10 protein-coding genes are annotated in these 13,480 nt (G+C 63.4%); 1 reads left to right on the top strand and 9 read right to left on the bottom strand.

The window, feature by feature from the left end:
- Nucleotides 1-245: 245 nt before the first annotated feature.
- On the bottom strand, nucleotides 246-1,343 hold the full coding sequence (locus ACV229_RS39285; protein ID WP_448088430.1) for a branched-chain amino acid aminotransferase: 1,098 nt from the start codon (nucleotides 1,341-1,343) through the stop codon (nucleotides 246-248).
- 185 nt (nucleotides 1,344-1,528) lie between these two features.
- Here ACV229_RS39285 and ACV229_RS39280 point away from each other — a divergent pair, with 185 nt between their 5' ends.
- Nucleotides 1,529-1,990, top strand: coding sequence for an Lrp/AsnC family transcriptional regulator (locus ACV229_RS39280; protein ID WP_448088429.1), 462 nt, complete (start codon nucleotides 1,529-1,531; stop codon nucleotides 1,988-1,990).
- Between the two features lie 139 nt (nucleotides 1,991-2,129).
- Here the strand turns inward: ACV229_RS39280 and ACV229_RS39275 are convergent, their stop codons facing one another.
- From ACV229_RS39275 to ACV229_RS39240, 8 genes are all read right to left on the bottom strand, one after another.
- Complete coding sequence (locus tag ACV229_RS39275; protein ID WP_448088428.1) at nucleotides 2,130-3,926, bottom strand: acyl-CoA dehydrogenase; 1,797 nt, start codon at nucleotides 3,924-3,926, stop codon at nucleotides 2,130-2,132.
- A gap of 211 nt (nucleotides 3,927-4,137) precedes the next feature.
- A complete protein-coding gene (locus ACV229_RS39270; protein ID WP_448088427.1) occupies nucleotides 4,138-4,908 on the bottom strand; it encodes an enoyl-CoA hydratase/isomerase family protein in 771 nt (256 codons plus the stop codon).
- Nucleotides 4,905-5,705: an enoyl-CoA hydratase-related protein gene (locus tag ACV229_RS39265; protein WP_448088426.1), complete on the bottom strand. Its 801-nt coding sequence runs from the start codon at nucleotides 5,703-5,705 to the stop codon at nucleotides 4,905-4,907. Before ACV229_RS39265 ends, ACV229_RS39270 begins: the two co-directional genes overlap by 4 nt.
- A 7-nt stretch (nucleotides 5,706-5,712) precedes the next feature.
- Entirely contained in the window at nucleotides 5,713-6,480 is a 768-nt protein-coding gene (locus tag ACV229_RS39260) for an SDR family oxidoreductase (RefSeq protein WP_448088425.1), read from the bottom strand.
- Between the two features lie 26 nt (nucleotides 6,481-6,506).
- Nucleotides 6,507-7,640, bottom strand: a complete 1,134-nt coding sequence (locus tag ACV229_RS39255; protein ID WP_448088424.1) for an acyl-CoA dehydrogenase family protein — start codon at nucleotides 7,638-7,640, stop codon at nucleotides 6,507-6,509.
- Between the two features lie 58 nt (nucleotides 7,641-7,698).
- Nucleotides 7,699-9,348, bottom strand: a complete 1,650-nt coding sequence (locus tag ACV229_RS39250) for an AMP-binding protein (RefSeq protein WP_448088423.1) — start codon at nucleotides 9,346-9,348, stop codon at nucleotides 7,699-7,701.
- 20 nt (nucleotides 9,349-9,368) lie between these two features.
- On the bottom strand, nucleotides 9,369-11,387 hold the full coding sequence (locus tag ACV229_RS39245; protein ID WP_448088422.1) for an oxidoreductase: 2,019 nt from the start codon (nucleotides 11,385-11,387) through the stop codon (nucleotides 9,369-9,371).
- A gap of 478 nt (nucleotides 11,388-11,865) precedes the next feature.
- Entirely contained in the window at nucleotides 11,866-13,098 is a 1,233-nt protein-coding gene (locus ACV229_RS39240) for a CaiB/BaiF CoA transferase family protein (protein ID WP_448088421.1), read from the bottom strand.
- Nucleotides 13,099-13,480 lie beyond the last annotated feature (382 nt).

The following is a 13,480-nucleotide window of genomic DNA, read 5'->3' as shown; positions in this document are numbered from 1 at the left end:
GCCGCTCATCGGCCCGGCGATGGCGATCTTCACGGTTTCCGCTTGCGCGGTCGAGCCGAAAATGGCCAGCACGGTCGCAACGGCAATGGGAGAGAAAGAGAAAGATTGCTTCATGGAAGACTCGAATTGGAAAAAAGTGCGACGGGATGACGAGCGTCTACGCGCACGCAGACGAACCCGCCAACCGTCATTCGGACATCGTCTTGACGCTCCTTGCTTGCCGCGCAGTTGTTGCGCGATGTCGTTCAGAACACGCGATCCAGCCAGCCATGGTGATCCGGCGCGCGCCCGTTCTGAATATCGAGCAATGCCGTCTTGAGGCGCGCGGTGACCGGGCCGCCATTCCCGTCGCCGATCGTGAATTCGTGGTTGCGCCCTTTCACCTTGCCGATCGACGTGACGACTGCCGCCGTTCCGCACGCAAACGCCTCCACGAGGCGCCCGCTCTTCGCGTCGGCCTGCCATTGGTCGATCGCATACGGCTCCTCGCGCACGGTGATTCCGAGATCGCGAGCGAGCGTAATCAGCGAGGCGCGCGTAATGCCCGGCAGGATCGTGCCGGTCAGCGGAGGCGTCTGGATCGAACCGTCTTCGAAGACGAAGAACACGTTCATGCCGCCGAGCTCTTCGACCCAGCGCCGCTCGACTGCGTCGAGGAACACGACCTGATCGCAACCCTCGCGGAGCGCTTCCGCCTGGGCCGCGAGACTCGCCGCATAGTTGCCGCCGCATTTCGCATCGCCGGTGCCGCCGGGCGCAGCACGCGTGTAGTTTTCCGACACCCAGAGCGTCACGGCCGATGCGCCGCCCTTGAAGTATCCGCCGACCGGCGTCGCCACGACGCAGTACAGGTACTCGGGCGACGGCTTCATTCCCAACACGGCTTCGGTCGCGATCATGAACGGGCGGAGATAAAGCGCAGACCCTTCGGCCGACGGGATCCAGTCCCTGTCGATACGCACCAGTTCGCGCACTGAGTCGACGAACAGCTTCTCGGGCAGCAGCGGCATCGCGAGCCGCTCGGCGGAATTGCGAAAACGTCGTGCGTTCGCGTCCGGGCGGAACAGCGTGGCACCGCCGTCAGGCAGACGATAGGCCTTCATGCCTTCGAAGATTTCCTGCGCGTAGTGAAGCACCAGCGTTGCCGGATCCAGGCTGAACGGCCCGCGCGGACCAATATTGGCATCGTGCCAACCGCGATCCTCCGAATACCGGATCGTCGCCATGTGGTCGGTGAACACCCGCCCGAAGCCGGGATTCTCCAGCAGTGCTTCGCGCCGGCTCGCCTCGACCGGATCGGGATTGCGCTCGAATTGGAATGTCTGCATGCCGGTGGTGCTCATTTCTGTCCGCTCCTTCGTTTGCAACGGGATCGCCCCGCCACTTATTGAAAGTGATACTCTATACCAAATAAAATAGCGTTTGGTTGCGTTTATGCCTTCCTATTCTCTCAACTTGGCATCACATCTACACCATTTCTATTTTGTGTGGCACTGAATGCCAACATAAAATCACGAGACCTACGACCATGGAAAATCTAGACGAAATCGATCGCAGCATCCTTCGGACGCTCCAGGAGGACGGGCGCATTCAGAACGTGGAGCTGGCCGAAAAGGTGGGGCTGTCGCCGTCGCCATGCTTGCGACGCGTACGCATACTGGAAGAGTCCGGCGTCATCGAGCGCTATGTCGCGCTGCTCGATGCCCGGAAGGTCGGCGCGGGCCTCACGGTCTTTGTCCGCATCTGGCTGACCAGTCAGGATTCCAGAACGGTCAACCACTTCACGACCGAGATCCAGAAGCTTCCACAAATCGTTGAATGCCACCTGATGGCGGGGGATTGCGATTTCCTGCTGCGCGTCGTGGCAGCCGATCTGGATGCATACCGTCAGCTCCAGATCGACCACCTGACGCGAATCAAGGGGGTGCAGAGCGTGAAAACGGAGATTCCGATTCAGCAGATCAAGCTCACATCGTCGCTGCCGATCTGATTCGACAACGACACCTTTTATGGCGCCGAGTCGTCCATTGACGACTCGGCCGCGCGCGCCGCCGCTATCAGGCTGGCGACGCGCACGCAACACGGACAGACATGAACGCCGAAATCGCGTGAACGCCGCGAAGGCGGCGTCAGAATGCGTCGTCGGCCATCGCCAGCGTGGCCTCGGCGCCGTGAACGACCGTATGGCTCAACGATGTCGCGAGCGGCAACACATGCTCGGCGTAGAAGCGACTGGTCATGATCTTGCTTTCGAGGAACGCCGAATCGGCGGAGCCGACCTGCAGCAGTCGATGCGCGGCCACCGCCGCCCGCCCCATCTGCCATCCGCATGCCACCGTGCCGAGGAGGTCGAGAAACGGCGCGGAGCCCGCAAGCGCACGTTCGGGCGTTTCCGCGTAAGTCCCGACCAGAAAGTCCACGGCAGCCGACATATCGCCGATGCCTCGACCAAGTTGCGCGCCGATCGCCTGAAGATCGGCATGATCCGACTTTTCCAGCTCGGCTTGCGCATCCTGCATGGAGCGGATCAGCGCCCGGATCGTCACGGCACCGTCCCGGCCGATCTTCCGGCCGACGAGGTCCATTGCCTGGATTCCGGTCGTGCCTTCGTAGATCGTCGTGATTCGCGCATCCCGCAAAAACTGCGCGGCTCCCGTCTCTTCAATGAAGCCGGTGCCGCCGTGGACCTGAATGCCCATCGACGCGATATTCAACCCCGCCTCGGTGAACCAGCCCTTTGCGATCGGCATCATCAGATCGACGAACGCCTGATGCGTGGTCCGCTCCGCCGGATCCGGGTGCATTTCCGCGTTGTCCATGCTCGCCGCGATCACGAGCCCCAATGCCCGCATCGCCTCGACGCGCGCCTTCATGCTCATCAGCATGCGGCGAACGTCCGGGTGCCGGATGATCGGCACCTTGACGCCGGAGCCGGTCCCGGCCTCGACGCCCTGCACGCGCTGCCGCGCATAATCGCGCGCCAGCTGGTATGCGCGCTCGCCGAGGCCGATGCCTTCCAGACCGACCGCAAACCGCGCACCGTTCATCATGATGAACATGGTCTCGAGCCCGTGATTCTCCTCGCCGACCAGGTAAGCGACCGCGCCCGCCTCGTCGCCAAACGCGAGGACGCAGGTTGGCGTCGCATGAAGACCCAGCTTGCGCTCCAGCGACACGCATTTCACGTCGTTGTATGCGCCCAAGGTGCCATCCTCGTTCACCAGGCGCTTCGGCACGGCGAACAGCGAGATCCCCCGGGTGCCGGACGGCGCGCCGTCCACCCGGGCCAGCACCAGATGCACGACATTCTCGGCGAGATCGTGATCCCCGTACGTGATGAAGATCTTGGTGCCCGACAGCCGATACGTCCCGTCTCCGGCGGGCCTCGCGGCAGTGCGAACGGCCGACAGGTCGGAACCGGCCTGGGGTTCGGTGAGGACCATCGTACCGGTCCATTCGCCGGTGACCATGCGCGGCAGGAACATCGCTTTCAATTGCGCCGATCCGGCATGCTCCAGTACGTTGATCGCCCCTCGCGTGAGCATCGGCAGCAAAGCGAATGCGACACTGGCGCCGTTCCACATCTCGTCCACGGCGGCGGCCACGACGCGCGGAAGATTCTGTCCGCCGAGCGCAGCAGGAACCGACAGCGCATTCCATCCACCGCGGACGAACTGCGCATACGCGTCTTTCCACCCCGCCGGCATCCTGGGATGGTCGCTCTCGAGACGCGCCCCTTCGATATCGCCCGTGCGATTGATCGGCGAGATCACCTCGGCGGCGAACGCACCGGCTTCCTCCAGAACGGCATGCACGACGTCGGGCGTCGCTTCGCCGTATCCCGGCAGCGCAATAACGTCGCGCAGACCGGCAAGTTCCTGCAACGCGAACTGGATGTCCCGAATCGGGGGTAGGTATGGGTTCATCGATTGTCTCCTGAGAACGAGGTCATCCGCGCGCCGTGCCGGCGATGCATGCGGGCCATCGAGCCGGCATGCCCTTGCCTCGTCTGAATGTCATGCGCGACGGGCTCGACAATGTCCCGCCGTCAACAGAACGGGGGCTGCCGGGCGGCACCCGGAATGCACCGGGACCGCCCGATAAAGCCGGCGCAACACGCGCGGCTCGTACCGCACATCAACTGCCGCTGAAGGCCGGTTTGCGCTTCTCGAGAAATGCGCGCATCCCTTCGCTTGCGTCTGCCGTCTGGGTCGCCGCGACAAACAGGTCGGCTTCGAGCCGCAACCCGTCCTCGAGCGAGACCGCGAGCGCCTTTTCCACTGCCGTTCTGGCCAGACTCAGCGAAGCCGGGAAACGATTGCCCAGCCCATCGAGGAAACGCAGGCCCGACTCGACAGGATCGCCTGCTTCGACCACCTGATTGATCAGGCCGATACGTTCAGCCTCATCCGTGCCGATCAGCCGGCCGCTCGCGATCATCTCGAGCGCGCGCGGTTTGCCGACCAGCGCAGGCAGGCGCTGCGTGCCGCCGTAGCCCGGAATCAGGCCCAGCTTGATTTCCGGCAGGCCGAACCGGGCACCGGCCGCCGCGATCCGGAACGTGCAGGCCATCGCCAGTTCCAGCCCGCCCCCCAGCGCCACGCCCTGAATGACGGCGAGCGATGGAAAGGGAAGCCGATCGAGCTTCGCGAACGTGCATTGCCCCGCCCGGGCAGCCGTGCGATGTGCGCTCACGCTTCGATCGAGCATTTCCTTGATATCCGCGCCCGCGCAAAACGCCTTGCCGCCCGCCCCCACGAATAGCAGCGCACGCGGCGCGGAGGCCGCAGCCTCGTCGATCAGCGTACCGATGCGCTCGATCATGCCGGCGTTCAGCGCGTTCATCGCCTCCGGCCGGTCGAGCGTGATGATCGCGACATCGCCACGATGCTCAAGTGTGACGCTCATGCTTCGGAACCTTCGTCCGGATCGGGGCGGAAGCGCGGCTTGCGCTTTTCCATGAAGGCGGCAACGCCTTCGTGCGATTCGGGCGTGCCGTAGTACAGGGCCAGGGCCTGCATCCCGAGGCCGCCGATGCCGCGGATCGAATCGGAGTCGGCATTGAACGACCGCTTCGCAATGGCGATCGCCGTCGGGCTCATCTGCATGATCTCCTGACACCAACGGTCGACTTCGGCGTCGAGTTCGGACGTCGGCACGACCGCATTGACGAGGCCCATCGCCAGCGCCTGCTGCGCGGTATAGCGCCGGCACAGGAACCAGATTTCACGAGCCTTCTTTTCGCCGACGACGCGCGCCAGGAACGCGGTGCCGAAACCCGGATCGACTGAACCGACTTTCGGGCCAACCTGACCGAACTGCGCCGACTCGGCTGCAATCGCCAGATCGCAGCACGTCACCAGCACATTGCCACCGCCGATCGCGTAGCCGTTGACGCGCGCTATCACCGGCTTCGGCACTTCCCGGATCAGGCCTTGCAGTTCTTCGACCGGCAGGCCGATCAGGCCGCGGCCATCGTAGCCGCCGTCATGTGCCGACTGATCACCGCCCGTGCAGAACGCCTTCTCGCCGATCCCGGTGAGGACGATCACGCCGATCGACTTGTCCCAGCCCGCACGGTGGAGTGCATCGATGAGCTCCTCGCAAGTTTTGCCGCGAAACGCGTTGTACTTCTCGGGGCGGTTGATCGTGATGCGGGCGACACCCGCTTTCACTTCGTAAAGGATATCGGTATAGCTGGTCATGTTCGTGTCACCCATGCATGGTCAGGCCACCGGAAACAGAAATGACCTGCCCGGTGATGAAATCGGCGTCGTCGCTCGTGAGGAACGCGACGATGCCGGGAATGTCGGCCGGCTGGCCGAGACGCTTGAGCGGGATCGCGCGCAGCAGCCCGTCGTACACCTTCTGCCCGAACTCTCCTTCGCCCATGAAGGAACGCAGGAGCGCCGTATCGGTCGGCCCCGGGCAGACAACGTTCACGCGCACGTTCTTGCGCGCGCATTCCCGCGCGACGGTCTTGCTGAACGACGTGATGCCGCCCTTGCATGCCGAGTAGACCGACTCGCCCGACGAACCGACGCGGCCGGCATCCGACGCGATGTTGACGATCTTGCCGCCGCCCTGTTCGACCATGATCGGCAGCACCGCGTGATGGAGATTCAGCGGCCCCATCAGGTTGATCGAGACGACCTTGCTCCAGAAATCGGGGGTCGTCTCCAGGAACGGCATCGCAACGTCCCAGCCTGCGTTGTTGACGAGCGCGTCGATCCGCTTCAGGTCGCCATGAACCTGCTGGATCGTGCGCACGACGGCCGCGTGGTCGGTGATGTCGAGCGGAAGCAGCGTGAGACGCTCCGCATGTTGCTCGAGCCCTTTGCGCAGTTCGTCGAGACCGGCCTGACTCAGGTCCAGGCCCACGACGTGAGCGCCTTCCTCGCAGAAGCGTTGCACGAGGCTCCTGCCGATACCGCCGGCCGCGCCCGTGATGACGACGACTTTGTCTTTGAGACCACGCATTTTCGATACTCCTTGGTTGATAGTCGTTACTCGGCGAAGGCCATTCGGCCGATCAGCATCCGCAGCACCTCGTTGGTGCCTTCGCCGATCTGGAGCACCTTCGCGTCGCGAAACAGCTGTTCGACGGGATAGTCCTTGCTGTAGCCGTTGCCGCCGTAGATCTGAACGGCCTCCGAAGCGGATTGCATCGCGAGGTCGGACGCGAACACCTTGAGCATGGCCGACTCCTTCCGATGGTTCATGCCGCTGTCGGCCATGGTGGCGACCTGTTGCAGCAGCAGCCGGGCAGCCTGGATGCCGATTGCCATGTCGGCAACCTTGAATTGCACGCCCTGGAAACTGGCGATCGGTGCACCGAAGGCCTTGCGCTGCTTCGCATGCGCCTTCGCGTACTGATACGCGGCTTCGGCCGTGCCGATCGCAACCGCCGAGATGCAGATCCGCGCGATGTCCAGGCCTTTCATCGCGACCAGAAACCCGTCGCCCTCGTTCCCGAGCCGATTGCTTTCGTGAACCCGGCAATTTTCGAACGCGAGCTCGCATGAGACGGAGCCTCCGCGCAGGCCCATCTTGTTTTCCTTTCTCGTTACCGTGTATCCGGGCGTGCCGGCCTCGACGAGGAAGGCGGATATGCCTTTGTCTCCGTTGGACGGATCGGTTTTCGCCATCACGATGACGAGGCCCGCGACCGCGGAATTGGTGCACCAGGTCTTGGTGCCATTCAGGACGTAGCCATCGCCGTCCCTCACGGCAGTCGTCTGGATGCTTGCGGCGTCCGAACCACCGGACGGCTCGGTCAGTGCGAACGCACAAAGCATGTCCCTGGCCGCTCTCGGGAGATACTTCCGCCTCTGCTCCTCCGTACCAAAATGGAGAATCGTCTCGGCAGACAGCCAATGTGCATCGAGCGTGAACCCGACACTTGCATTGGCCTTCGAGATCTCGACGAGTGCAAACGCGGCCGACACCATGTCCGCACCCTTTCCACCGTATTCGGCCGGCAGGGACAAGCCGAGGTAATCGTTGTTGCCGATCTTCTCGAAGAGGTCCGCCGGAAAAACGTCTGTCGTGTCCATCTCGCTGCTGAGCGGCGCGATTTCCCGTTCGGCAAAAGACCGTGCCTCCGCCTGCCATGACAATTGCTGCTGATTGAGATGCATGTTCAATTCCTTGACCATTTGGTGATGAATCGAGCCGCGCATGGCGCGCCTTTGCGCTTCACGCGCGGCGTGCAGCGATGACTTCCTCAGCGTGCTTGCGAAGCGCGAACTTCTGGATCTTCCCGGTAGCAGTCCTGACGATTGGCTCGAAAATCACGTGCTTCGGCGTCTTGAAGCCGGGGAGCTTCGTCCGGCAGAACCGGATGACGTCGTCCTGCGTGAGCAGGCCGATCTGGTCCGGATGCAATTCGATGATCGCGCACGGCACTTCGCCCCACTTCTCGTCGGGCACGGCCACGACAGCGACGCCGATCACCGCCGGATGCGAACACAGAATTTCCTCGACCTCGATCGAGGACACGTTCTCGCCGCCGGAAATGATGATGTCCTTCAGGCGGTCCTTGATCTCGATGTAACCATCCGTGTGCATCACCGCAAGGTCGCCGGTCCGGTACCAGCCGCCCGCGAACGTGTCGCGGGTCGCGTCGGCATTCTTCAGATACCCCTTCATGCCCAGATTGCCGCGATACATGACCTCGCCCATCGTCTTGCCGTCGCGCGGAACCGGCTCGCAGGTCTTCGAATCGGCGACGATCAGCTCGCCCGCGACGGCGGTGCGGACACCCTGGCGCCCCATGCGTGCAAGTTGCTCGTCCTGGGGCAGGTCGCGCCAGGCGTCCTGCGGGACGCACACCGTGTTGACCCCGTGCTGCTCGGTCATGCCGTACACATGGATCACCTTGAAGCCGAGCGCTTCCGTCTGCCTGATCACGCCCACCGGCGGCGATGCGCCGGCGCAAACGATGGAAATGGGCGCTGCAGGCTTCGTCCAGCCAGCCGGCTTGCCTGCCACCAGCGAACTCAGGACGGCGGGCGCGCCGCAGAAGTGCGTGACGCCGTGCCGTTCGAGCGCATCGTAGATGTCGTCCACCACGACCCTGCGCAGGCAGACGTGCGTGCCGGCGACGGCCGCAAGCGCCCATGCGTAGCACCACCCGTTGCAGTGAAAAAGCGGCAGGGTCCACAGATACACCGGGGTTCCGATGTTCAGACCGGCATAGATCACCGTGCCGAGCGCGTTCAGATACGCGCCGCGATGGTGATACACGACGCCTTTCGGATTGCCGGTCGTGCCCGACGTATAGTTCAGCGCAATCGCGTCCCACTCGTCGTCCGGATACAGCACCTGCGCATCGGCCGGGGCCTGCGCCAGAAAATCCTCGTATTCGATCGTGCCGACAGGCACCGTATCGGGAACATCGTCGTCGCGGATATCGATGACGTCGATGTGCATGCCGGCCAGTGCGATGGCGTCCCGGGCAACGTCCGCGAGCGGCTGATCCACGAACAGCACGCGCGTTTCCGAATGCTGCAGGATGAACGCGATGCCGGCGGCGTCGAGCCGGATGTTGATGCAGTTGAGCACACCGCCCGACATCGGCACGCCGAACTGCGCCTCGAGCATCGCAGGAACGTTCGTCGCAAGGATCGAGACCGTGTCGCCACGCTGGATGCCGGCGCCAATCAGGCCGCGGGCGAGATTCCGGCAACGTTGCGCATATTCGCCCCACGTATAGCGTCGGTTCTTGTGGATGACGGCCGTGCGATCCGGGAACACATCGGCCGCACGATCCAGCAGCCGGATCGGCGTCATCGCCTGGTAATTCGCCGGATTCCTGTCCAGTCCCGCGTTGAACTTGTTGTCCATGTCTCGCTCTCTTGGTCTCGTCACAAAGAAACTGCCAGCCGCGTGGCCTGGTCGATGGCGCGTAGCGCATCCAGTTCGGCTGCCACGTCCGCGCCGCCGATCAGGCGAGGTTCGATTCCGCTCGACCGCAGCGCGTCGTAAAGCGTCCGGTTCGCGTGCTGCCCCGCGCACACGATCACGTTGTCGACCTCGAGCACGCGCGCTTCACCGTCCACCGTGTAATGCAGCCCGTCGTCGTCGATCGCGACGTAGCTGGCCCCCGCAATCATTGCGACATTCGCATTGCGCAGCTTCGCCTTGAGAATCCATCCGGTCGATTTGCCCAGGTTCCGGCCGAGTGTCTCCGGTTTGCGCTGGAACATGTGCACGACCCGGCTGGCTGGATGCCGGACAGGTGGCATCAGGCCGCCTGTGCTTGTGATCGTCGGATCGACACCCCAGGCATTCAGGAACGCGTCCTTGTCGATCGACTCGTCGTGCTTGCCGACCAGAAACTCGGCCACGTCGAAGCCGATCCCGCCTGCGCCGATGATCGCCACTCGCCGGCCAACCGTGACTCGCCCGGCGAGTACGTCGACATAGCTGAGCACCTTCGGATGATCGATGCCCGGAATGTCGGGCAGTAGCGGCACGACGCCCGTGGCCAGGACGATTTCGTCGTACCGCCCGCCGGACAGCTCGTCGGTCGAGACCTTCATCCCGAGCCGTACGGTCACCCCGGTTCGCGCCAGCGAGACCCTGAAGTAGCGCAGCATCTCGTGGAATTCGCTCTTGCCCGGGACCCGCTTTGCCAGGTTGAGCTGACCACCAAGTTCGGGCGCCGCTTCGTACAGCGTGACCTGATGGCCGCGCCGTGCGGCGTTGACCGCGAACGCCATGCCGGCAGGGCCACCGCCCACCACGGCAATGCGGCGCGGTACGGCAGACTTGTCGTCCTCGAACTCGATTTCGCGACCGGCACGCGGATTCACGAGACAGGTTGCCGTCCGGTCGGTGAAGATCCGGTCGAGGCACGCCTGATTGCAGGCGATACAGGTATTGATCTCGTCGGCCTTCCCGAGCCGGGTTTTCTTTGCGAAGTCCGGGTCGGCCAACAATGGCCGCGCCATCGAGACGAGATCGGCCGCACCCGACGCGACGATCTCCTCGGCGACGTCAGGCGTATTGATGCGGTTCGACGCCATCACCGGAATCGACACCGCCTTCTTCACGTTGCGGACCGCTTCGATCCAGGCGGCACGTGGAACGGACGCGGCAATGGTCGGCACCGACGACTCATGCCAGCCGACGCCCGTGTTGATCATGTCGGCGCCGGCGAGTTCGATGCGGCGCGCGAATGCCGCAACCTCGAGGGCAGCCATCCCGCCTTCCATCAGATCGATCGCGGAAATCCGGTAGATCACCATGAAATCCCGCCCGACGCGGGACCGCACGGCCTTCACGATCTCCAGAGGAAAACGAATCCGCCCCTCGAACGAACCACCGAATTCGTCGTCACGCTGGTTGGTGACGGGGGCCGTGAATTCGTTGATCAGGTAGCCCTCGGAGCCCATGATCTCCACGCCGTCGTATCCGGCTTCACGGGCCAATGCTGCCGTTCTGGCGAAGCTTTCGATCGTCTCCCGAACTTCCCGGTTGCCGAGCGGGCGCGGCGCAAACGCATTGATGCGCGCCTTGCCGGGCGACGGCGCGACGCAATCCGCGACCTTCGCATAACGGCCTGCGTGCAGGATTTGCAGCACGATGCGGCCGCCCGACTTGTGGACTTCCGACGTGATCAGGCGATGCTCATCGAGCTGATCAGGACTGTTCAGCAGCGGCCCGCCCGGATCCATCACGCCCTCCGGTACCGGCGAGTACCCGCCCGTGAGGATCAGGCCCACCTCGCCTTTCGCCCGTGCGGCATAGAAGGCCGCCAAGCGCTCATGCGGCCGATCGAGCGTTTCCAGTCGCGTATGCATCGCGCCCATCACCATGCGGTTCTGAAGCGTCGTACGACCGATGCGGATCGGTTTCAGCAGGGTTGGATACGTCGACATGGTCCTGGCAGCAGTGGGTAGCGACGGTTACATGGTCGTCCACCGCGCACATATATGTCAAGTACTTGATATGTATTTTATCTTCTTGTAGGGTTTACCGGGTAGTGCGCCGCACAATCCTGACCATTAATGACATGTATATGTCGTTTCCCCGGTCAGGCCGGAGGCTTCGGAAGAAGGGCAAGACGATGAGAACGGAATGCCGGCGCACATGCCGCGCCCGTCAGCACAATGGCGTTGCACACGCACGCCACCAAGGCTGCGGCAATGCCTCCGCCGTTCGCGTCAGTCAACGCGGGACCGGCAGCGCAATGCATCGGGATCGGGATCGGGATGAGAAGGGACGGATGAAACGCTGGCTATTGCCGCGAGCGCGACAAGCGGCGCGAGACGCCCGCAATCACCGGACCGGTGAACGGCCCGCCGCCATCGCTTGTACACGTCGACACGCCGGCAGAAGGCAGGCTCGGCCGGACCGTCACCGGGACAACGCGCGCTGCGCAACCACCCGGCCAGCGATGAATCGTTCGATCTCGCTGTCGTCATAGCCCAGTTGTTGCAGCACGCTTCGGCTGTGCTCGCCCAGGTCGGGTGCTCTGCGCGGCGCCACTTTCGTTACCCCGGCAATCTGCAGCGGACTGCTGACCGTGTGGGTTGCGCCGCCGCACGGCTCCGCCAGCGGCACAAAGATGTCGTTCGCGTACATCTGCATGTCGCCAACGACCTCTTCCGCGTTCTGCACCACGCCATAGACGACGCGACATTCGTCGAAGAGCGCCTTCCAGTAAGCCAACGGATACTGAACGAACGCCTCGTCCAGAATGGCGACGAGGGCGCCGGCATTCTCCACGCGTGCGTCGCTGTCGGCGAATCGTGCATCGGTCAGCAGGGACGGCAACTGCATCGCCTTCACGAGTCCCTGCCAGTCCTTGTCCTGCAACAGGATGAGCAGCAGCCAGCGGCCATCCGCCGTCCGGTACGGATTGAGCAGCGCGTTTTGCGGCGCCGTGCGGCTCTGCGCGCGCTGGAACCGGGCACCGCTCAGCCCGCCCTCGATCCACATTGCGGAGGCCCATGCGCCCTGGGCAATCAGCGAAGTCGTGACGTAACTGCCCTTGCCGGTCCTTTCGCGCCGATACAGGCCCGTCACGATCGCCGAATAAAGCGTGCATGCGGTCGCATGATCGCCAATCCCGGGAACGGGCACGGCCGGCGGACTGTCACCGTCCCGCGTGACGTCCATCAGCCCCGAGCGCGCCCAATATGCGGTCACGTCGAAACCGGGCTTGTTCGCTTCCGGGCCGTTCGCGCCATACCCGGTGATATCGGCGTAGACGAGCCGCTCGTTCAACCCCGAAAGCGCGTCGTACGTGAGGCCGAGCTTCTCCTTGACACTCGGCGGGAAATTCACGACGACGACATCGGCCCACTTGACCAGCCGCGCCACGACGTCATGCGCATCCGGCGACTTGAGGTCCAGTGCGAGGCTCTGCTTGTTGCGATTGGTCAGTTGCCACGGATAGTTGTAATCGCTCACCGGATTGGGTGGCGCCTTGTAGAAATGGCGATAGGGGTCTCCCGCGCCGGGCGGCTCGATCTTGACGACGGTCGCCCCGAAATCGGAAAGGATGGTTGTGGCGGCCGGTCCGGCGACGTAGCTTGCGAAGTCGACGACTTTCAGCGTCGAGAAGATGCTTTCGGTGGCTTCCATGACGTAGATGAAACGAAATCGATGAAGGATGGACGCGACGCCCCGCCATTCCGGATGACGCCCCGAGGGCGCTCTCGCCACCCACGCAAACAGGTTAGCCAACCACCATTTTTACGTCAAGTACATTACACAAAGACAGAAATGACCTCGCGAAATACGCATGTATTTGCCGACTACTCCATGAGTACACTTTGAATACACATCATGATCATGTCGTTTTAGACAAGAATGCGCTAGAATGCGGCAACCATGGGCGGCGTCACGGCCACCCGGCTTGCGCAGCGCGCCGCACCGAAGCCTCCCCCCGACAGACGAGCCTGGCGAATCAGCTGCAGTTGTTGCAGGCCGCTCGACGCGTGAAGTGCTGCGTCAGGACACCGAT

Source organism: Burkholderia sp. MR1-5-21 (assembly GCF_053427715.1).
This window is presented reverse-complemented; position numbering and strand designations above follow the sequence as displayed.